Below are 20811 nucleotides of genomic sequence, written 5' to 3' on the forward strand. Positions count from 1 at the left end.
CTCAGGAGACGATATCGAACGCCGTGCTGCCCAGCCGCTCGCCGTTGACCAGCAGGTGCACGGCATGCCGGCCCGCGTAGTGTTTGCGGGTGGTCAGCTCGCGAATATGTTGCGAACGGCTGAGGTTGACGCGACCCTGGGCGGGCAGGTCGAAGGTCTTGAGTTTGAAGACCTTGGCCGAGGTGCCGCCCGAGGCTTTCACGTAGTCGACGGCGTAGTCGATCACCAGGCGCTGGCTCTGCCCGAGGGTTGATTGCACCGTGAAGGACAGCGTGACCTGTTCTCCCAAGCGAATCACCGCCGGCGTCACTTGCAAATCCAGCACCTGGACCTGCGCCTTGCCGCCGGCGCCGATGACCCCCAACGCCCTCGGGTTGCCTTGTTTGATCAAGCTACGCAGCGCATGCCGGGCAATCCACGCGGTGTGGCGGTCTTGCAACGGCCAGCCTTCGATCTGGTCCAGCACCCAGTCCGGATGCTGCTTGGTGACATCGTTGAGGTGGTTGGCCACGGATTTGCGCACATAAAGGCTAGCGTCGGCCTTGAGTGTGTCGAGGATCGCGGCGGCCAGGTCGGGGTTGGCCTGGATCGGTTCCAGGTGAAACGACCACGGCAGGCGCGGCCGGCTGCCTTCGCTGGCCAGGCGGCGCACGTGCTCGTTGGCGTCCAGGGCCCAGCCGTGCATGACCTTGAGGGTGCGTTCCAGGTCGTCCCGCAAGAAGTGCCGCACGGCGAACTCCGACGAACCGAACCGGGTGAAATACTGGAGCGCGTCCAACGACACGTCGAAGTGATTGCGGCCATAAGACGCCACGTAGTGCGGCAGGAACATGCTGACGAACATGCTGTTCAGGCGCGGGGCAAGGGCGCGCAGCACCTCCAGCGACGCTTCATAATCGAGAGGCAGCACCGCGTGCAGGCACTCGCTGACCCGGGCCATGCGCTGCATCACCGACAACTCGGCCAGCCCATCGTTGGCCAGGCGCAAGAATGCCTTGGCGTCGAATGCCGGATACACCGCGCGCATTTCGCTGGCGATGTGTTCCAGGCGGGCGCTGTTGAAAATTTCCTTGAGGACAGGGGAGGCAGTGGTCGGGGTCGTCATGGCAGGGTCCGTCGTGCAGGGCTTGTCACTATATCCCGTGGCGAGGGCGCTTGCTCCCGCTCGGCTGCGTTGTAGGAGCTGCCGAAGGCTGCGATCTTTTGATCTTTTGATCTTTTGATCTTTCGCTTGGGATTCAAGTGTCTTGGGAAAGATCGCAGCCTCGTTGCACTCGACAGCTCCTACGAGCTCCTACGAGCTCCTACGAGCTCCTACGAGCTTCTACGGTAAAAGGAATGATTTGCCGCTCGCGAAGTCCCAGATTCAGTCCCTCGAATAACTGGAGTTTTTTCTATGCGCAAACCCACCCTGATCGCCAGGCTGGTCCTGATTGCCGGCCTTGGAACCCTTGGGCCTGTTGCGCAAGCGGTCGAGAAAACCGGAGACGCCCTGGAGCATTCGCCGAGCAATGGCCGCAGGCTGGTGGAGAACGACCGGGTACCGGCGGACTACCAGCGCACGGACAGGGCCATGAAGGACTGGAAGCAGAAGAAGCTGGAACAGCCGACAAGCGAGCAGCAATGGGTGCAGATCGACGACAAGTACCTGCTGATCGAAACCGTGTCCGGCGCGATCGTCAAGATCGTGCCGGCCACACGTTAAATCTTCAGAGCACTTCGCCTTTGTCCCATAGGTGAACCAACTCGCCGGGTGCCCGGTCTTCGGGCACCTGCAGCACCATCTCGTCGTCCTGGTCGTTGGCGCGATAACGCACCTCGATCTGGAAAAACCGCTGGTCGCCGCGCCCGGGCGTGGAGGAGGTCAGCGGCAGGCAGCCCTCCAGGACCGAACAGATGCGTGTGCGCTGGTCGAGGTCGCACTGGGCGAACTCGATTTCCCGTGGCCGGGTCAGTGCATGGATGGCGGCCACGCCGCCCTGGCGCGACAGCCGTACCACGGCCTTGTCGTCGAGGTCTGGAAGGGTTTTCATCAGCTCTCCTGTGTCAGGTCGACGCCGACCTGGGCCCAGCCGTTCTGTACCGCTTGCACTTCCCGCGTGCCGAAGCGCTGTCGGGCATGCTCGACGGTCAGGCGGGCGAAGGCGCTGAAGGACGCGTCATTGGCCAGTCTTCGGTCGCACAAGGTTTCATACCAGATCCGGCCGGCCTTTTCCCAGGCAAATCCGCCCAGCGTGGTCGCCGCCAGATAAAAGGCCCGGTTGGGAATGCCGGAGTTGATGTGCACGCCACCGTTGTCTTCACGGGTAATCACGAATTCGCGCATATGCGAAGGTTGCGGGTCCTTGCCCAGCAGCGGGTCATCGTAGGCGCTGCCGGGGTTGGACATGCTGCGCAGGCCGTCACCGTTGATCTTGTCGGTGAGCAGGTCGGCGCCGATCAGCCAGTCGGCCTGGTCGGCGGTCTGTTCGAGCACGAACTGCTTGACCAGCACACCGAACACATCGGAGATGGACTCGTTCAACGCACCGGACTGGTTGGCGTAGATCAGCCCGGCTTCGCTTTCGGTGACGCCATGGGCCAGTTCGTGGGCCACCACGTCCAGGGAGCGGGTGAAGCGCTGGAAGATTTCGCCGTCGCCGTCGCCGAACACCATCTGCGCGCCGTTCCAGAAGGCGTTTTCATAGCCCTGGCCGTAATGCACGCTGCCCACCAGGGCGAAGCCTTTGTTGTCGATGGAGTCGCGCCCCAGGACCTTCCAGAAAAAATCATAGGTGGCGCCCAAGGCATCGTAGGCCTCGTCCACGGCCGGATCGCCACTGGCCCGCTGGCCTTCCAGGCGTACCGGCTGGCCGGGCAGCTCCATGCTGTTCTGGGCGTCGTGCACGCTACGTTGCGGGTGTCCGGCCTTGCCGGGCTTGGGCAGCGCCGCCGCGACGGGCGGGGTGCTGGGCGGGCCGGGGTTGTGCCGCAGATTGCGCACGTGGGTCAAGGTGCCGAGGGCGCTGGAGCGTTGCTGTTCGGAACCGTGGGCGATGATGCGATTGAGAATGTACGGCGGAATGAAACCGTGGAGCGGACGAGAGACGATCATCAGAAAATCCTTATCTGAAATGCAGGGTCGATACCCATGTGAACCGAATAGGCCGTTGCGGTTCCCTATTGCATGAGCAGCCTGATAAAACACAATGCCATACGAATCCATAGGACCTGTGGCGAGGGGATTTATCCCCGCAGGGTTGCGGAGCGACCCCCGAAAATTTCTATATGTTCGTAGCGTCTGGGAGTGCTTCGCACTCCAGCGGGGATAAATCCCCTCGCCACAAAGGATTGCCATATGCCTGGAATTCTGCGAAAAACCGGCGCCTGAAATGATCCGGAAATACGCCATGAATGAAGAACTGCAAATCATCGACCTGCAACAGGGCGACGGCAAAAGCGTAGTCAAAGGTGCGCTGATCACCACCCAATACCGCGGCACCCTTGAAGACGGCACCGAATTCGATTCGTCCTACAGTCGCGGCAAACCCTTCCAATGCGTGATCGGCACCGGTCGCGTCATCAAGGGCTGGGACCTGGGCCTGATGGGCATGCAAGTCGGCGGCAAGCGCAAGTTGCTGGTGCCGGCCCACCTGGCCTACGGTGAACGGTCCATGGGCGCACACATCAAGCCCAACGCCAACCTAATCTTTGAAATCGAGTTGCTGGAGGTGCTGACCCGGGACGATTGAAGGGCTTACCAGGGCGGGGCCTTAAGCCATATGCCTGCGTCGATACTCGTCCGGCGTGGTGCCCATCATTTTGCGAAACATGCTGATGAACGCCGAGGCGCTGCTGTAGCCCAGGTCCAGGCCAATGGTTTCCACGCTCTGGCCACGTTCGAGCAGGGCCAGGGCCTCGATGACTTTCAGGCGCTGGCGCCATTCCACCAGGGACATGCCCAGGTCCCGTTGGGCCCGGCGCATCAGCGTGCGTTCGGTGGTGTTGGCGGCGCGGGCCAGTTGTGGCAAGGAGCGCGGGTCGCTGGGATTCGCCTCCAGGGCCCGCAATACGGGGCCCAGCAGTGGATCATCCGAGGAGGGCAGGTAGCTACCGGCATGGGGCGCCTGAGTCAGCTTGTCCACCAGCACCTGCAACAAGCGCTGCTGCTCGGGTGTCTGCGGTTGGCTCGGCGGCTCGCTGCGCAACTCTTCCAGCAACGCGCGGATCAGTGGGCTCAAGGTCAGCGCGCAGGGTACGGCCGGCAGCGCAGCGCACAGTTCGGCCGCCAGGTACAACGAACAATGACAGGCCTCGTGCCGATTGAACCCAACGTGTTCCATGTCCGGTGGCAGCCAGATGCCGTACTGCGGTGGCGCCAGGTAATGGTGCTGGGCGATCTCGATTTCCATCACCCCACTGTAGGAATAGACGAACTCACCCCAGGCATGCCGATGCCGGGGGTAAGTGGCGTGGGCCGGCATGCAGGCGCTGCGAAAGAAAATCGGCGAGGGCAGGGCCGCGTCGAACGGAGGCATTTTCAGATGTTGGGCTGGAGGCTGCATATCGACCGCAATGGCGGATTACCGGGATGGCTTGTCGGGTAATCACTATATCCAGCAAAGGTGTCAGGCAGACAATCCTTTCATCCATTTCTGTCCAAGGATCTTTCCCATGACCACCCGCCGTGCCCTGGATGGCCAGGTCAGTGCCCTGATGACTGGACTCTGTGCCATCTGGGGTTTCCAGCAAGTCGCGATCAAGGCCAGCGCCGCCGACATGGCGCCGATGCTGCAACTGGGTGTGCGCTCGGCCATCGCCGCGATACTGGTCTGGCTGTTGGTGCTGGCGCGGGGTGAACGCCTGTCCCTGGCCGATGGCAGTTGGCGTCCTGGTCTGTTGGTGGGGTTGTTGTTTGCCCTGGAGTTCGTGATGGTGGGCGAAGGCCTGCGTCATACGACGGCTTCGCACATGGTGATCTTCCTGTACACCGCACCGATGTTCGCCGCCCTCGGCTTGCACTGGAAACTGCCGAACGAACGCCTGAAGCCGGCGCAATGGTTGGGCATCGCGGTTGCCTTCGGCGGGATCGTGGTGGCCTTCAGTGGCGGCTCGGGGGCGGGGAACGGCAGCTCGTTGCTCGGTGACGGCATGGGGTTGTTGGCCGGCGCGCTGTGGGGTGCGACCACGGTGACGGTACGCTGTTCGCGGCTGACCGACGTGCCGGCCAGCCAGACACTGCTTTATCAACTGGTGGGTGCCGGGGTGCTGCTGATCGCAATGTCCATGGCGTTGGCGCAAACGACGATCAACCCCACGCCGCAACTCATTGCCAGCCTGGCGTTCCAGGTGTTGCTGGTGTCCTTCGCCAGTTTCCTGATCTGGTTCTCGCTGCTGCGCCACTACCTGGCTTCGCAGTTGGGCGTGCTGTCGTTCATGACGCCGCTGTTTGGCATCGGTTTTGGTGTCTGGTTGCTGGATGAGCCGCTGGAGCCGAACTTTATCGTTGGCGCGGTTCTGGTGCTGGGCGGGATCTTGCTGGTCAGCGGTTACGGATGGTTTCGCCAGCGTTGGGGGCGGTGGTTGGTATTGCGTCGGGAGTAATGGGAGTATCAGACGCTGGGGCCTGTAGGAGCTGGCGAAGCCTGCGATCTTTTGATCTTTCGCTTGGGACTCAAGTGTCTGGGGAAAGATCGCAGCCTCGTTTCACTCGTCAGCTCCTACATAGCTCCTACGGGTGAGGGAGCAGGCTCCCTCACCATAAAAGCCCCTGATGCTGCCGGGGAGGTCAAACCTTGACGATCCAACCCGCCGGCGCTTCCACGTCGCCGGTCTGCACGCCGGTCAGTTCCTTGTAGAGCTTCTGGGTGATCGGGCCGACTTCGGTTTCGCTGTGGAAAACGTGCAGCTTGTCCTTGTAGCTGATGCCGCCAATCGGGGTGATCACCGCCGCAGTACCGCAGGCACCGGCTTCCTTGAAGTCCGACAGTTTGTCGATGAACACGTCGCCTTCGATCACTTCCAGGCCCAGGCGCGATTTGGCCAGTTCGATCAACGACAGGCGAGTGATGCCCGGCAGGACCGAAGGGGATTTGGGGGTGACGAATTTGTCGTCGTGGGTGATGCCGAAGAAGTTGGCCGAGCCGACTTCCTCGATTTTCGAATGGGTCATCGGGTCCAGGTAGATGCAGTCGGCGAAGCTGGCCTTCTTGGCCTGGGAGCCGGGCATCAGGCTGGCGGCATAGTTGCCACCGACCTTGGCCGCACCGGTGCCTTGCGGGGCGGCGCGGTCGAAGCTGGAGATCAGGAAATTGTGCGGGGTCAGGCCGCCCTTGAAGTAGGCGCCGACCGGGATGCAGAAAATCGAGAAGATGAACTCGGGTGCGGTGCGCACGCCGATGTTGTCACCCACGCCGATCACGAACGGGCGCAGGTACAGCGCGCCGCCGGTACCATACGGCGGGATGAAGCGCTCGTTGGCGCGGACCACTTGCTTGCAGGCTTCGACGAACTGCTCGGTCTCGACCTGCGGCATCAGCAGGCGGGCGCAGCTGCGCTGCATGCGGGCGGCGTTCTGGTCCGGGCGGAACAGGTTGATCGAACCGTCCTTGCAACGATAGGCCTTCAGGCCTTCGAAGCACTGCTGACCGTAGTGCAGGGCCGTGGAGCCCTCGCTGATGTGCAGCACGTTGTCGTCGGTCAGGGTGCCCGCGTCCCAGGCGCCATCGCGCCAGTGCGACAGGTAGCGCTTGTCGGTCTTGATGTAGTCAAAGCCCAGTTTGTCCCAATTGATGCTCTCGTTACCCATGACACCCTCTATTACTTAACAACCGTCGAAACGGTTCAAGGCTTCTGACGTTTTTTGGATGGGGACAACAATACTTCATTCCGGGGCTGTTTCGCAGCCCGCACGATAAGGTGCAGACAGATAAATGATGGTGTTCTTGAAAATCGCGAGCAAGCTCGCTCCCACATGGGATTGTGTTCCCATGAACGACCGATATCACCTGTGGGAGCGAGCTTGCTCGCGATAGGGCCCTCGCTCACACCATCAATTCCCCTGAATCACAGATGCAACGCATGCCCCAACGCCCGCAACGCCGCTTCCTGCACAGCCTCGCCCAGCGTCGGATGGGCGTGGATGGTGCCGGCGATGTCCTCCAGGCGCGCGCCCATTTCCAGGGACTGGCCGAATGCCGTGGACAGCTCAGACACGCCGACGCCGACCGCTTGCCAGCCCACGATCAAGTGGTTGTCCCGGCGCGCCACGACCCGGACGAAACCGCTCTTCGATTCCAGGGTCATGGCCCGGCCGTTGGCGGCGAACGGGAAGCTCGAAACCAGGCAGTCCAGCCCGGCGGCCTTGGCCTCGTCCGGCGTCTTGCCGACCACCACCAGTTCCGGGTCGGTGAAGCACACCGCGGCGATGGCGGTCGGGTTGAATTCCCGATGCTGGCCGGCGATCAGCTCGGCGACCATTTCGCCCTGGGCCATGGCCCGGTGGGCGAGCATCGGTTCGCCGCTCAGGTCGCCGATGGCCCAGACGTTGCGCATGCTGGTCTGGCAACGACTGTCGATTTTCACCGCCGAACCGTTCATCGCCAGGTCCAGCGCTTCAAGGTTCCAGCCCTGGGTGTGGGGTTTGCGCCCGACCGCCACCAGCACCCGGTCGGTGTCCAGGTTCAGCGTGTCGCCATTGGGATCGCGCACTTGCAAGGTGCTGGCCTGGGCATCGAACCCTTCGACGCTGTGCTTGAGGTACAGCTTCACCCCCAACTGCTTGAGCGCCTCGTGCACCGGTTGCGTCAGCTCGCCGTCGTAAGCTGGCAGGATTCGCTCCTGGGCCTCGACCACGCTGACCTCGGCGCCGAGCTTGCGATAGGCGATGCCCAGCTCCAGGCCGATGTAGCCACCGCCGACCACCACCAGGTGCTTGGGCACCGAGGTGGGGGCGAGGGCTTCGGTGGAGGAAATGATCGGCCCGCCCAGTGGCAGCATCGGCAGGTTGACGCTTTTCGAACCGGTGGCCAGCAGCAGGTGTTCACACTGGATGCGGGTGTCACCGACCTCGACCGTCTTGCCATCGATCACCTTGGCCCAGCCATGAATGACCTGGACCTTGTGCTTTTTCAGCAATGCCGCGACGCCGGTGGTCAGGCGATCGACGATGCCGTCCTTCCATTCCACGCTCTTGCCGATGTCCAGCGTTGGCGCCGCCACCGTGATGCCCAGGGCCGAGCCCTGACTGTGATGTCGGGTCTGGTGGAACTGCTCGGCCACATGGATCAACGCCTTGGACGGGATGCAACCGATGTTCAGGCAGGTGCCGCCCAACGCCTGGCCTTCCACCAGGATGGTCGAGATGCCCAATTGCCCGGCGCGGATCGCCGCCACATAACCGCCAGGACCGCCGCCGATGATCAGCAGCGTAGTGTTCAAAGTCTGCATCGCCTGCTCCATTGATGATTAGTCCACAAACAGCGTGGCGGGTTGTTCGAGCAGGCCGCGCAGGGCCTGGATGAATTGCGCCGCGTCCATGCCGTCGACCACCCGGTGATCGAAGGAGCTGGAGAGGTTCATCATCTTGCGGATCACGATCTGGCCCTTGATCACCACCGGCCGCTCGACGATTTTGTTCACGCCGACAATCGCCACTTCCGGCAGGTTCAGCACCGGCGTGCTGACGATGCCGCCGAGGGCACCGAGGCTGGTCAGGGTGATGGTCGAGCCGGACAGTTCATCGCGACTGGCCTTGCCCGTGCGGGCCGCCGTGGCCAGGCGGGCGATTTCCGCCGCGCTGTCCCACAGCGTACGGGCTTCGGCGTGACGCACCACCGGCACCATCAGGCCAACGTCGCTCTGGGTGGCGACGCCCACATGCACCGCGCCTGAGCGATTGATGACCTGGGCTTCGTCGTCGTAGCGCGCGTTCATCTGCGGAAAGTCCCGCAGGGCCACGACCAGGGCGCGGACCAAGAACGGCAGCAAGGTCAGCTTGCCGCGACTGGCGCCGTATTTTTCATTCAAGTGAACCCGCAGCTCTTCCAGGGCCGTGACGTCGATTTCCTCGACGTAGCTGAAATGGGCCGCGCGTTGGGTCGCTTCCTGCATGCGCTGGGCGATCTTGCGGCGCATGCCGATCACCGGGATCTGCTGCTCGTCGTGGCGTTCGGCATAACCTGAACCGCCCTTGGCCTGGGACGACGGACCCTGGGCCAGGTAGGCTTCGAGGTCTTCGTGCAGGACCCGTCCGGCCGGGCCGCTGCCCTGGACCAGACGCAATTGAATGCCCAGGTCCAGCGCGTGTTTGCGCACGGCCGGCGAGGCCAGAGGACGCTCGTCGGGATCGCGGGCCACCGGGGCTTGCGGCGCCGGGCGAGGGGCGGCGGTCTTTTCCAGCACCGGTTCAGGCGTGGCCACTGGCGCCAGTTTCGGTGCCTGCGCAGCCGCCGCGGCGGGCGCCGGTTGTGCCGACTCTTTCAAATTACCCGCACCTTCGACTTCAATGCGGATCAGTTCGCTGCCCACCGCCATGACTTCACCCGGCTCGCCACCCAGGGCGATGACCCGGCCATGCACCGGCGAAGGGATGTCCACCATCGCCTTGTCGGTCATGACATCGGCGAGTACCTGGTCTTCGACCACCATGTCGCCGACCTTGACGTGCCACACCGACAGTTCCACTTCGGCGATGCCTTCGCCAATGTCCGGCATCTTGATAACGTGCGTGCCCATTCAGACCTCCATGACCCGTTTCAACGCCGCGCCCACACGGGACGGCCCAGGGAAATACGCCCACTCCTGCGCATGCGGGTAGGGGGTGTCCCAACCGGTGACACGCTCGATGGGCGCTTCCAGGTGGTGGAAGCAGTGTTCTTGCACCAACGACACCAGCTCGGCGCCGAAACCGCAGGTGCGGGTGGCTTCATGCACAACCACGCAGCGGCCGGTTTTCTTCACGGATTTGACGATGGTTTCAAGGTCCAGTGGCCAGAGGCTGCGCAGGTCGATGACTTCGGCGTCGATGCCGGTTTCTTCGGCCGCCACTTGAGAGACGTAGACCGTGGTGCCATAGGTGAGAACCGTCACGTCCTTGCCCGGGCGGGTGATGGCGGCGACGTCCAGCGGCACGGTGTAGTAACCGTCCGGCACCTGGGCCGAGGGGTGTTTCGACCACGGGGTTACCGGGCGGTCGTGGTGGCCGTCGAACGGGCCGTTATACAGGCGCTTGGGCTCGAGGAAGATCACCGGGTCATCGTTTTCGATGGAGGCGATCAGCAAGCCCTTGGCGTCGTAGGGGTTGGACGGCATCACGGTGCGCAGGCCGCAGACCTGGGTGAACATCGCCTCGATGCTCTGGCTGTGGGTCTGGCCGCCGTAGATGCCGCCGCCGCAGGGCATGCGCAGGGTCATCGGCGCGGTGAACTCGCCGGCCGAGCGATAGCGCAGGCGCGCCGCCTCGGAAATGATCTGGTCCGACGCCGGGTAGACGTAGTCGGCGAACTGGATCTCGGCCACCGGCCGCAGCCCGTAGGCGCCCATGCCGACGGCCACGCCGACGATGCCGCTTTCGGAAATCGGTGCGTCGAACACCCGCGAGGTGCCGTACTTATTCTGCAGGCCTTCGGTGCAGCGGAACACGCCGCCGAAGTAGCCCACGTCCTGGCCGAACACCACGACGTTGTCGTCGCGTTCGAGCATCACGTCCATGGCCGAGCGCAGGGCCTGGATCATGGTCATGGTGGTAGTGGTCATGGCGGTGTCCAACGCAATATTGTTGTTGTGATCGTTCATGTCAGATCCCCAACTGCTGACGCTGGCGCTTCAAGTGCTCCGGCATCTCTTTGTAGACGTCTTCGAACATGGTCGCGGCGCTGGGAATCTGCCCGCCGGCGAGGGTGCCGTACTGTTCGGCTTCCTTCTGCGCGGCGATCACCTCGGCTTCGAGTTCGGCGCTGACCGCCGCATGTTCCTCTTCGGACCACTGGCCGATCTTGACCATGTGCTGCTTGAGACGGGCAATCGGATCGCCCAGCGGGAAGTGGCTCCAGTCGTCGGCGGGGCGGTACTTGGAGGGATCGTCCGAGGTGGAGTGCGGGCCGGCGCGGTAGGTGACCCATTCGATCAGGGCCGGGCCGAGGTTGCGGCGGGCGCGTTCGGCGGCCCAGCGCGAGGCGGCGTAGACCGCCATGAAATCGTTGCCATCGACACGCAGGGAGGCGATGCCGCAACCGACGCCGCGTCCGGCGAACGTCGTGGCTTCACCGCCGGCAATGGCCTGGAAGGTGGAAATCGCCCACTGGTTGTTGACCACGTTGAGGATCACCGGCGCCCGGTAGACGTGGGCGAAGGTGAGGGCGGTGTGGAAGTCCGATTCGGCGGTAGCGCCGTCACCGATCCAGGCCGAGGCGATCTTGGTGTCGCCCTTGATCGCCGAGGCCATGCCCCAGCCCACGCCCTGGATGAATTGCGTGGCGAGGTTGCCGGAAATGGTGAAGAAACCGGCGTCCTTGACCGAGTACATGATCGGCAACTGCCGGCCCTTGAGCGGATCGCGCTCGTTGGACAGCAGTTGGCAGATCATGCCCACCAGCGGCACTTCCCGGGCCATCAGGATGCTTTGCTGGCGGTAGGTGGGAAAGCACATGTCATCGATGTTCAGCGCCAGGGCCTGGCCGCTGCCGATGGCTTCTTCGCCAAGGCTTTGCATGTAGAACGACATCTTTTTCTGGCGCTGGGCGACCACCATGCGGTTGTCGTAGATGCGTGTCTTGAGCATGGCGCGCATGCCTTTGCGCAGGATCTCGACGGGAATATCCGCCGCCCAGTCGCCCAAGGCATTGCCCTGGTCATCGAGCACGCGGATCAGGCTGCGGGCCAGGTCGGCGGTTTCGGCGGGTTCGACGTCAATGGGAGGTTTGCGCACCGTGCCGGCATCGGACAGATGCAGGTAGGAAAAGTCGGTCTTGCAGCCGGGACGGCCCGAGGGTTCGGGGACGTGCAGGCGTAGCGGTTCGTACGCTGGGTTCATGGCTTTCTACGCTCGATCTTGTGAATTTCTTGTAGTGGGCGCGCTAGCTGACGAATGTCCCCGGGTAGGGGAAATTGTCCTACAACAATCATAGGCTCGACGAAGAAGAATATTTTTCTCTGTTAGCTTGCTGTTCAGATCATTTGCAGATAAAAAATCTGCACAACGATAAAAAACAGGATTATTTGTCTCATGCGTAAATTGGATCGCACCGACATCGGCATTCTGAACAGCCTTCAGGAAAACGCCCGCATCACCAACGCCGATCTCGCCCGTTCGGTCAATCTGTCGCCGACGCCGTGCTTCAACCGCGTCCGGGCGATGGAGGAACTGGGCGTGATCCGCGAGCAGGTCACGCTGCTGGATGCCGACCTGCTGGGGTTGCACGTCAACGTGTTCATCCATGTGAGCCTGGAGAAGCAGGTGGAGGAAGCGTTGCAGCACTTCGAGGAGGCGATTTCCGACCGGCCGGAGGTGATGGAGTGCTACCTGATGGCCGGCGATCCGGACTACCTGATCCGCGTGCTGGTGCCGACCATCCAGTCGCTGGAGCGGTTCATGATGGACTTCCTGACCAAGGTCCCGGGCGTGGCGAACATCCGTTCGAGCTTTGCCCTCAAGCAGGTGCGCTACAAGACCGCGCTGCCGTTGCCGGCCAATGGGCTGACCTTGGGGACCTGAACATCAAAAGATCGCAGCCTTCGGCAGCTCCTACATTGTGAATGCGATTCTCCTGTAGGAGCTGCCGAAGGCTGCGATCTTTTGATCTTAAAGCTGATTGATCGGAATCTTCAGGTACGTCACGCCATTGTCCTCGGCTGGCGGCAGGTGGCCGGCCCGCACATTCACCTGGATCGCCGGCAACAGCAGCGTCGGCATGCCCAGCGTCTTGTCGCGCTGGGTACGCATGGCCACGAACGAGGCTTCATCGATGCCATCGCGGACATGAATGTTGTGCTGGCGCTGCTCACCCACGGTGCTCACGCAGTGGGGCTCGCGTTCCTCCGGTGGATAGTCGTGGCACACGTACAGCCGTACCCCGGCGGGGAAGGCCAGCAGCTTGCGGATCGAGGCGTAGAGCTGATGGGCATTGCCGCCAGGGAAGTCGCAACGGGCGGTGCCTACGTCGGGCATGAACAGCGTGTCGCCCACCAGGATCACGTCGCCATCGATCAGGTAGGCCATGTCCGCCGGGGTGTGGCCGGGCACATGCAGGGCGGTGGCCTTGAGGTTGCCGATCAGGAAGGACTCGTCGGGCGCGAACAGGCGGTCGAATTGCGAACCGTCGACGGCGAAATGCGGCTCCAGGTTGAACAGGGTCTTGAACACGTTCTGCACCTGGCCGATGGACTCGCCGATGGCGATCTTGCCGCCCAGCTCCCGACGCAGGTAAGGCGCGGCGGACAGGTGATCGGCATGGGCGTGGGTCTCCAGCAGCCATTGCACCGTCAGTCGATGTTCCCGCACAAACGCGATCACCCGATCCGCCTGTGCAGTGCCGCTGCGGCCCGAGGCCGGATCGTAGTCGAGCACCGGATCGACCACCGCGCAGTGCCCGCCATCGTGTTCATACACAACATGGGTATAGGTCTTGGAGGCGGGGTCGAGAAAACTCTGGATCTGCGCGGGCATGACAGCGGACCTGTGCGGGAAGAAGCGGTTGCTACGCTTGAGGTTTACAACATATGGTCCGCAGCTTAGTGAGGGCCAAGGCGTCCTGCAAATGCGATCGCACCTGCCAACAGGTGTGCGCGGCTTGAGAGAACCTGAATGTTACTGGCAAGTTTTTTTGGTGTGGTCATGGGCCTGGTCCTTGGCCTGACGGGGGCGGGCGGCGGCATCCTGGCGGTGCCGGCGTTGGTGTTGGGCCTGGGCTGGAGCATGACCCAGGCCGCGCCGGTGGCGTTGTTCGCGGTGGGTAGCGCGGCGGCGGTGGGGGCCATCGACGGGCTGCGCCATGGCCTGGTGTGCTACCGTGCGGCCTTGCTGATCGCACTGCTGGGCGCGGTATTTTCACCGCTGGGCATCTACCTCGCCCACCAGCTCTCGGAAAAAATCCTGATGATGCTGTTCAGCCTGCTGATGGTGCTGGTGGCGGCGCGCATGTTGCGCCGGGAAACGCCGCAAGTGGGGCCCAGTGATCATGGCGCCGCCAGTTGGGGCCAGAAAAACTGCATGCTCGACCGCCAGACCGGCCGCCTGGCCTGGACGCCTCGTTGCACCGCCACGCTGTCGGCATTGGGCGCGGTGACGGGCATGGTCTCGGGGTTGCTGGGCGTGGGGGGCGGCTTCCTGATCGTGCCGGCGTTCAAGCAACTGACCGATGTGCAGATGCGCGGGATCGTCGCGACGTCCTTGATGGTTATCAGCCTGATTTCGTTGATTGGCGTGGTGGGCGCGTTTCATGCCGGGGTGAGCATCGACCGGGTAGGGATGGCGTTCATTGCGGCGAGCATCGTCGGGATGGTGCTCGGGCGGCGAGTGGCGGCCAAGGTTCCGGCCCGGGCGCTGCAAGTGGGGTTCGCCGGGGTGTGCCTGGGGGTGGCAGTGTTCATGTGGGTGCGGGCGTAGCGGCCATGAACCGGGATTGCCCATGGCCAGAGGGTTGCAGCAACCGGCACTGCATCGAAAACTCCAGCGCTACCGATTGCCCTTGCTCCAGCAGGCGCAAGCCTGGCCGCCCAGGCAGGTGGTGGGCGTTGACCGGATGACTGACCGGTTCGATGCAAAAGAAATCCAGGCCCACGGGGCAGTAGAGCAGGAAGTAATCGCAGCCGCTGGCCTGGCACGCCAGCTCATAACCCAGGTCCGGTTGTTGGATCAGGCAATGCCCGTCCCAGCCACCGAAGCCGTTGTCCACGACGGTGTCCGGCAATAAGCGGGACTCCCGGAAGTTCCAGTGTTCGGGCAGGTCAATCCGTTCCGTCGGCAGTTTAGTGGCGTCGCACAGCCAGGCTTCGCTCGCCTGGGTTTGCAAACGCGTGCCGGCGGTGCGCGGGAAGTATGGGTGCAGGCCGAGCCCGTGCCACGCCGGCTGTTTCGCCGTGTGGGTGACGAGCATTGCGATCTGCAACTGGCCGCCGCGCAAGCGGACACGCAAACTGGCGCTATAGCCGAACGGGTGCTGACTGTCGAGTTGCAGCAATGCTTCCTGGGCATTCTGTTCGGTCACTTGCCACGGTTGCTGCCAGGCGCTGCCATGGATGGGGAACGGGTCGTTGGGGCTGTTGGCGTCCAGGGCCAGCCAGCCGTCAGGGCAATCGAAACCGCCGTTGGCGATCCGATTCGACCAGGGGATCAACGGGAAGCCACCGAGCTTGCCGGGCAAGCCGTTTTCCAGGGCTTGGGGGGCCGGCGGGCGTAGCAATGGCGCGCCGCTGCTGCGCACGGTCCATTCGACCAGGCTGGCGCCCAGATGCGGGGCCAGGGTGAGGCGGGTCAGTTCGTCTTCGAGATGGAGAAGGAGTGGCGGCATGGTGGTCGCATCTGTCGAGTGGGGAAGCCTTTGTGGCGAGGGAGCTTGCTCCCGCTCGGCTGCGCCTGTAGGAGCTGACGAGCGAAGCGAGGCTGCGATCTTTCCCCTGCCCATTGAGTCTCAAGCGGAAGATGAAAAGATCGCAGCCTGCGGCAGCTCCTACAGGAGCGGGGATAAAATCCCTCGCCACAAGGGGGCTTGCTGGCTGATGGAATTACAACACCAGATGCGGCAACCACAGGGAAATGGCGGGGATGTAAGTCACCAGCATCAGTACCACGAACAACATGGCGTAGAACGGCAGCAGCGCCTTGACAGTGCTTTCGATACTGACCTTGCCAATGGCCGAGCCCACGAACAGCACTGCACCCACTGGTGGCGTAATCAGGCCGATGCCCAAGTTGACCAGCATGATCATGCCGAACTGCACCGGATCTACGCCGATGCCGACGATCACCGGCATCAGGATGGGCGTGAGGATCAGGATCAGCGGCGCCATGTCCATCACGGTGCCCAGCAGCAGCAACATCACGTTGATGCACATCAGGATCACATAGCGATTGTCCGACAGCGTCAGGAATGCAGTGGTGATCTTCGCCGGGATTTCCATCAGCGTCATGATGTAGCCAAAGCTGGCGGCGAAGCCGATCAGGATCATCACGATGGAGATGGTGCGTACGGTGCGGTGCATCAGTTTCGGCAACTCGCTCCATTTGTAGTCGCGGTAGATGCACATGGTCACGAAAAACGCCCACACCACAGCAATGGCGGCCGATTCAGTGGCGGTGAAAACGCCCGAGAGAATGCCGCCGAGGATGATGAACAAGGTCATCATGCCCCACATGGCTTCCTTGCAAATCTTCAACGCTTCCTTGAGCGGGATCACTTCACCTTTGGGGTAGTTGCGCTTTTTCGCAAAAACCAGGCACAGCGCCATCAGGCAGAGGTTCATCATGATGCCGGGGACGATGCCGGCCATGAACAGCGATCCGATGGAAACGGTGCCGCCAGCGGCGAGGGAGTACAACACCGCATTGTGGCTGGGCGGCGTCAGCAGCGCTTGCACCGAACCACTGACAGTGACGGCGGTGGCGTAATCACGCGGATAGCCCCGGCGTGTCATTTCCGGGATCAACACCGAACCGACCGAGGCGGTATCGGCTACCGAGGAACCGGAGATTGCGCCAAAAAAACTCGAGGCCACGAGGTTGACCAATGACAGGCCGCCGCGCACGAAGCCTACCAATACACTGGCGAATGCCACCAGGCGGCGGGACATACCGCCCTCGGCCATGATCGCACCGGCCAGGACGAAGAAGGGGATGGCCAGCAGCGAGAACTTGTTCACACCGCCCGTTACCTGGATCATCATGGCCTGGAACGGAATATCGATCCACCACGCCCCGATCAGGGCGGCAGCGCCCAGCGCGTAGGCGACCGGCATGCCGATCAGGATCAACAGCAAAAAACTGCCCAACAGAATCAGAGCGTCCATTAAGCGGCACCTTCGTTTTCTTCAACCAAGTCGAACTGCACGACCCGACGCTGGCTCTGATCACCCAGCAAGAGTTTTTCCAGCACAAAAATCAACGTCAGGAAGCCACCGATCGGTATCGGCATGTACGTGATGCCGACGCGCAGGGTAGGGATGGCGCTCATGAATTGATTCCAAGTGGTCATGCACAGCTTGGTGCCCCACACGGTCATGAAAATGCACACGGCTGCCATCAACAGCTGAGAGACAACCGACGCGGCGGTTTTCAGGTGCGGCGGCATGCGAGAGGTAACCATGTCGACGGCCATATGCGAGCCGGAGCGGTAGCTGGCGGCGGCACCGATGAAGGTGAACACGATCATGAGTAGAATCGCGGTAGGTTCCGGCCAGCTCGAGCCTGAGCCAAGCACGTAGCGGGCAAACACCCCCCAGGGGATCATCAGCGCAACGGCAAGGACAGAAAGGCCGGCCACCCAGATGCACGTCATGTAGATTTTATCGTTGATACGCAGCAGCAAATTCTTCATCGGGTTTCACCGTAACCAGGCGCGCCCATAACATCCGGCGCGCAGGGCCTTTTTCATGGATACAGATTGAGGGGGGCTTACTGCACGGCTTCGATTTTCTTGATCAGGTCGGCATACGGCGCGCCGTACTTGGCCCGGATCGGCGCGGTGGCGTCGTAGAAGGGTTTCTTGTCGACGGTGATGAACTCGACGCCGGCGGCCTTGAGTTTTTCTTCACTGGCGGCGGACTTCTTGTCCCACAGCACACGCTCTTCGGCCTGGGCGGCCTTGGCGGCTTTTTTCACCATGTCCTGCTGCTCTGGCGTGAGTTTGTTCCAAGTGATTTTCGACATCACGATCGGCTCTGGCAGGATCAGGTGTCCGGTGAGGCTGTAGTACTTGGCGTTTTGGTAGTGGTTGTGTTCGAGCAGGGTCGGCGGGTTGTTTTCCGCACCGTCGATCACGCCGGTCTGCAGGGCGCTGAAGATTTCTCCGGTGTCCATCGCGATACCGTTGGCGCCCATGGCGTTCATCATCTCGATGAACATCGGATTACCTTGCACGCGGATTTTCATACCCTTGAGATCTTCGAGCTTGCGCACCGGTTTCTTGGTGTAGAGGTTGCGCGTGCCGCCGTCCATCCAGGCCAGGGCCACCAGGCCGAATTCAGAGTTGGTGATGCGGTCGAGGATCTCATCGCCCACCGCTCCGTCGATAACGGCGCGCATGTGCGCCTGGTCACGAAAGATGAACGGCATGTTGAACACGTTCACGTCCGGCACCACTGGGCCGACGATGCCGAGGCTGACACGGGACATCTGGATCGCACCGGCCTGCATTTGCTCGATGACTTCTTTTTCCGAACCCAAGACGCCGCCCGGGAAGTATTTGAATTTCAGTTCGCCGTTGCTTTCCTTGGTCAGGGTTTCACCCATGTGTTCCTCGGCGACCACGGTCGGGTAGCCCTTTGGGTGGATGTCGGCGATCTTGAGGTCGAGGGCCTGTGCCGCCTGGGCCAGGAAGGCCAGGGGGAGGGCTGCGATCAGAAGCGTACGTTTGAAATTCATGGTCCATCTCCAGTTTGTTGTTTTTTTTATGGCTCATTCAGCAAAGCGGTGCAGCAGATTATTTCGCGGCGTGTTTCAGCCCTCCAAAAGCGGGTTCGGCCAGGCCCTTGACGCCGGGCTTGAGGGCGAACACGCCACCGGCCAGGGACTGTGGGTCGTTGTCGTCGCCGGGGCGGATCGAGGTGACGAAAAGGGTGTCCAGGCGGCTGCCGCCAAAGGCGCACATGGTGGGTTTTTTCACCGGCACTTCCAGCGAACGGTCGAGACGTCCATCGGGGGTGAAACGGTGAATCAGCCCGGCGTCGTTGGCGCAGATCCAGTAGCAACCGTCGGCGTCGACTGCCGCGCCGTCCGGGCGACCGGCCAGGGGCAGCATGTCGACGAACAGCCGCCGGTTGGACGGCGTGCCGCTGTCGATGTCGTAATCGAAAGCCCAGATCTGCTGGACCAATGGGTGTGAATCGGAGAGGTACATCGTCCGCCCATCCGGGCTGAATCCCAGGCCGTTGGGCACGATGAAACCGCTCAGTTGCGCCTCGACCGGGCTGCGTTGCCCGGCTTCATAGCGGTACATCCGGCCTTCGTCGACGTTGGCGGCCATGTTCAGCACCATGCTGCCGGCCCAGAAACGGCCCTGGCGGTCGCAACGGCCATCGTTGAGGCGCATGTCGGCGCGGCTGTGCTCGACGCTCCCACAGCGTTCGCTGTCCAGGCTGCCGTCGTCATGGGGGTGCAGGCGGAAGAAACCGCTTTCCATGCCCGCGACCCAGCCGCCGTCCTGGTGACGGGCAATGCAGGCAAGCATTTCGGGGGCCTCCCAGCCCTGGATTTTTCCGCTGCTGGCATTCCAGCGTTGCAGGCCACCGCTGGGGATGTTCACCCAATACAGGGCGTTTTCCTCGGGGACCCACACCGGGCTCTCCCCGACGGCGTTGCGTGCATCGACAATCAATTCGGCTTGCATGGTGGTTCCTTTGTCCGTCCGTATCCCATGGAAACAGGCCAATCAGTCGTCGAACGGGCCGGCTGCGACGAAGGCACCGCCCTGGTAGATCCTGGCCGGGTCATCGGCGGCCGGCATTGGCTGGGCCTCGATCTTGTCGCGGAAAATCTCGGAAGTGTCCTTGGGTTGGTAACCCAGGTGCGCGGCGTGGCTGTTGTCCCACCAGACGTCGCGGTTGGCAGACACGCCGTAGACCACGGTGTGGCCGACCTTTGGCGTGTAGAGCGAGCATTCGATCAGTTGGGTGAGGTCGTCGAAGCTCAGCCAGGTGCTCATCATCCGGCGGTTCTGTGGCTCGGCGAACGAGGAGCCGATGCGGATGCTCACGGTCTCGATGCCGTAGCGATCGAAGTAGAAACTGGCGACGTCTTCGCCGTAGGACTTGGACAGGCCGTAGTAGCCATCCGGGCGGCGCGGGGAGAGGGCGTCGAGGGCTTCGTCCTGCTTGTAGAAGCCGATGACGTGGTTGGAGCTGGCGAAGATCACGCGCTTGACGCCATGCTTGCGGGCGGCTTCATAGATGTGGAACACGCCACTGATGTTGGCGCCCAGGATTTCTTCGAACGGGCGCTCCACCGAAACACCCCCGAAATGCAGGATGGCGTCGACGCCTTCCACCAAACGGTGCACGGCCTGTTTATCGGACAGGTCGCACGGCACCACTTCTTCGCTTTCATCGATGGCCGGGGCCATGTTGGCGATATCCGACAGCCGGATATGACGGGCGAAAGGCTTGAGGCGCTCGCGCAGGACTTTGCCCAGGCCGCCGGCGGCGCCGGTCAGCAGCAGGCGATTGAGGGGTTGGCGAATCGGTGTCGTCGTCATGGCATTACCTGAGCAAACAGTGAGTGATATCCGTTGTATAGGCCATATGACCGCGGGCAAAGGGTGACCTTTGCTTGTGGGAGCGAGCCTGCTTGCGAAGGCGCCAGCCCAGCCGCCCCCTCACCAGCAGGCCCACCCAACCGCCTTACAACAAACTGATCGGATAGCTGATGAAAATACGGTTCTCATCGAATTCGTTGGTGCTGTAATCCCGACGCATCGTCGAGTTACGCCACTTCACGTTGAGGCTTTTCAACGCGCCACTCTGCACGGTGTAGGCCAGCTCACTTTCCCGGCCCCATTCCTTGCCATCGTCGACCGTGGCGGTGTGCACGTTGTCACCGCTGATGTAGCGGTTCATCAGGGTCAGGCCCGGCACGCCGACCGCGGCGAAGTTGAAGTCGTGGCGCAGTTGCCAGGATTTTTCCTT

General features: G+C 62.4%; 22 protein-coding genes. 5 read left to right on the forward strand and 17 right to left on the reverse strand.

The genetic code is table 11. The features are described 5' to 3' along the window. Position 1: 1 nt before the first annotated feature. On the reverse strand, positions 2–1105 hold the full coding sequence (locus BLQ55_RS12430) for a DNA alkylation repair protein (RefSeq protein WP_092254042.1): 1104 nt from the start codon (positions 1103–1105) through the stop codon (positions 2–4). A gap of 291 nt (positions 1106–1396) precedes the next feature. On the opposite strand from BLQ55_RS12430, the gene BLQ55_RS12435 reads away from it, so the two are divergent. Further along, a complete protein-coding gene (locus BLQ55_RS12435) occupies positions 1397–1705 on the forward strand; it encodes an RcnB family protein (protein ID WP_092254044.1) in 309 nt (102 codons plus the stop codon). A gap of 4 nt (positions 1706–1709) precedes the next feature. Here BLQ55_RS12435 and BLQ55_RS12440 read toward each other — a convergent pair whose 3' ends face one another. Then, positions 1710–2033, reverse strand: a complete 324-nt coding sequence (locus BLQ55_RS12440; RefSeq protein WP_053122893.1) for a protealysin inhibitor emfourin — start codon at positions 2031–2033, stop codon at positions 1710–1712. Then, positions 2033–3094 carry a M4 family metallopeptidase gene (locus BLQ55_RS12445; RefSeq protein ID WP_092196560.1) on the reverse strand — a complete coding sequence of 354 codons (1062 nt, stop codon included), beginning with the start codon at positions 3092–3094 and terminating at the stop codon, positions 2033–2035. The genes BLQ55_RS12440 and BLQ55_RS12445 overlap by 1 nt, the downstream gene beginning before the upstream one ends. Positions 3095–3389: 295 nt before the next feature. Here BLQ55_RS12445 and BLQ55_RS12450 point away from each other — a divergent pair, with 295 nt between their 5' ends. Then, complete coding sequence (locus BLQ55_RS12450; protein WP_092254046.1) at positions 3390–3731, forward strand: FKBP-type peptidyl-prolyl cis-trans isomerase; 342 nt, start codon at positions 3390–3392, stop codon at positions 3729–3731. Positions 3732–3752: 21 nt separating this feature from the next. Here BLQ55_RS12450 and BLQ55_RS12455 read toward each other — a convergent pair whose 3' ends face one another. Further along, positions 3753–4544 (reverse strand): AraC family transcriptional regulator, encoded by a 792-nt coding sequence (locus tag BLQ55_RS12455; protein WP_092254048.1) that lies wholly within the window; start codon positions 4542–4544, stop codon positions 3753–3755. Positions 4545–4653: 109 nt separating this feature from the next. Here BLQ55_RS12455 and BLQ55_RS12460 point away from each other — a divergent pair, with 109 nt between their 5' ends. Next, positions 4654–5583, forward strand: coding sequence for a DMT family transporter (locus BLQ55_RS12460; RefSeq protein WP_092196549.1), 930 nt, complete (start codon positions 4654–4656; stop codon positions 5581–5583). Between the two features lie 184 nt (positions 5584–5767). On the opposite strand, the gene BLQ55_RS12465 is transcribed toward BLQ55_RS12460, so the two are convergent. From BLQ55_RS12465 to BLQ55_RS12485, 5 genes are all read right to left on the reverse strand, one after another. Continuing rightward, positions 5768–6787, reverse strand: coding sequence for a branched-chain amino acid aminotransferase (locus BLQ55_RS12465; RefSeq protein WP_092196546.1), 1020 nt, complete (start codon positions 6785–6787; stop codon positions 5768–5770). 257 nt (positions 6788–7044) lie between these two features. Next, positions 7045–8427: a dihydrolipoyl dehydrogenase gene (lpdA, locus tag BLQ55_RS12470; RefSeq protein WP_092196543.1), complete on the reverse strand. Its 1383-nt coding sequence runs from the start codon at positions 8425–8427 to the stop codon at positions 7045–7047. Between the two features lie 18 nt (positions 8428–8445). Next, entirely contained in the window at positions 8446–9714 is a 1269-nt protein-coding gene (locus BLQ55_RS12475; protein ID WP_092254050.1) for a dihydrolipoamide acetyltransferase family protein, read from the reverse strand. Next, positions 9715–10773 (reverse strand): alpha-ketoacid dehydrogenase subunit beta, encoded by a 1059-nt coding sequence (locus tag BLQ55_RS12480; RefSeq protein WP_018605866.1) that lies wholly within the window; start codon positions 10771–10773, stop codon positions 9715–9717. It lies immediately after the preceding gene. Between the two features lies 1 nt (position 10774). After that, positions 10775–12010, reverse strand: a complete 1236-nt coding sequence (locus BLQ55_RS12485; protein ID WP_092196537.1) for a 3-methyl-2-oxobutanoate dehydrogenase (2-methylpropanoyl-transferring) subunit alpha — start codon at positions 12008–12010, stop codon at positions 10775–10777. Positions 12011–12202: 192 nt separating this feature from the next. On the opposite strand from BLQ55_RS12485, the gene bkdR reads away from it, so the two are divergent. Continuing rightward, entirely contained in the window at positions 12203–12691 is a 489-nt protein-coding gene (gene bkdR, locus BLQ55_RS12490) for a Bkd operon transcriptional regulator BkdR (RefSeq protein WP_003202929.1), read from the forward strand. 87 nt (positions 12692–12778) lie between these two features. Here bkdR and BLQ55_RS12495 read toward each other — a convergent pair whose 3' ends face one another. Continuing rightward, complete coding sequence (locus BLQ55_RS12495) at positions 12779–13642, reverse strand: MBL fold metallo-hydrolase (RefSeq protein WP_092254052.1); 864 nt, start codon at positions 13640–13642, stop codon at positions 12779–12781. A 138-nt stretch (positions 13643–13780) separates the two neighbouring features. Here BLQ55_RS12495 and BLQ55_RS12500 point away from each other — a divergent pair, with 138 nt between their 5' ends. Further along, on the forward strand, positions 13781–14581 hold the full coding sequence (locus BLQ55_RS12500) for a sulfite exporter TauE/SafE family protein (protein WP_092254054.1): 801 nt from the start codon (positions 13781–13783) through the stop codon (positions 14579–14581). On the opposite strand, the gene BLQ55_RS12505 is transcribed toward BLQ55_RS12500, so the two are convergent. The 7 genes from BLQ55_RS12505 to BLQ55_RS12535 form a co-directional block, all read right to left on the reverse strand. Next, the gene (locus BLQ55_RS12505; protein WP_092254056.1) at positions 14562–15485 is read right to left on the reverse strand and encodes an aldose 1-epimerase; all 924 of its coding nucleotides are present in this window, start codon (positions 15483–15485) and stop codon (positions 14562–14564) included. The genes BLQ55_RS12500 and BLQ55_RS12505 overlap by 20 nt on opposite strands. 214 nt (positions 15486–15699) lie before the next feature. Further along, positions 15700–16980 carry a TRAP transporter large permease gene (locus BLQ55_RS12510; protein ID WP_092196526.1) on the reverse strand — a complete coding sequence of 427 codons (1281 nt, stop codon included), beginning with the start codon at positions 16978–16980 and terminating at the stop codon, positions 15700–15702. Next, a complete protein-coding gene (locus tag BLQ55_RS12515) occupies positions 16980–17507 on the reverse strand; it encodes a TRAP transporter small permease (RefSeq protein ID WP_092171919.1) in 528 nt (175 codons plus the stop codon). Before BLQ55_RS12515 ends, BLQ55_RS12510 begins: the two co-directional genes overlap by 1 nt. Before the next feature lie 77 nt (positions 17508–17584). Then, positions 17585–18553, reverse strand: coding sequence for a TRAP transporter substrate-binding protein (locus BLQ55_RS12520; protein WP_092196523.1), 969 nt, complete (start codon positions 18551–18553; stop codon positions 17585–17587). A gap of 58 nt (positions 18554–18611) precedes the next feature. After that, positions 18612–19517, reverse strand: coding sequence for an SMP-30/gluconolactonase/LRE family protein (locus BLQ55_RS12525; RefSeq protein WP_092254058.1), 906 nt, complete (start codon positions 19515–19517; stop codon positions 18612–18614). 42 nt (positions 19518–19559) lie between these two features. Beyond that, entirely contained in the window at positions 19560–20381 is an 822-nt protein-coding gene (locus BLQ55_RS12530) for an NAD-dependent epimerase/dehydratase family protein (RefSeq protein WP_092196517.1), read from the reverse strand. A gap of 145 nt (positions 20382–20526) precedes the next feature. Continuing rightward, positions 20527–20811: OprD family outer membrane porin (locus BLQ55_RS12535; RefSeq protein WP_143011724.1), on the reverse strand; the 285-nt coding region annotated here is incomplete at its 5' end.

Origin of the sequence: Pseudomonas sp. NFACC13-1 (assembly GCF_900104425.1) — a bacterium.
Classification (GTDB): Bacteria; Pseudomonadota; Gammaproteobacteria; order Pseudomonadales; family Pseudomonadaceae; genus Aquipseudomonas; species Aquipseudomonas fluorescens_AA.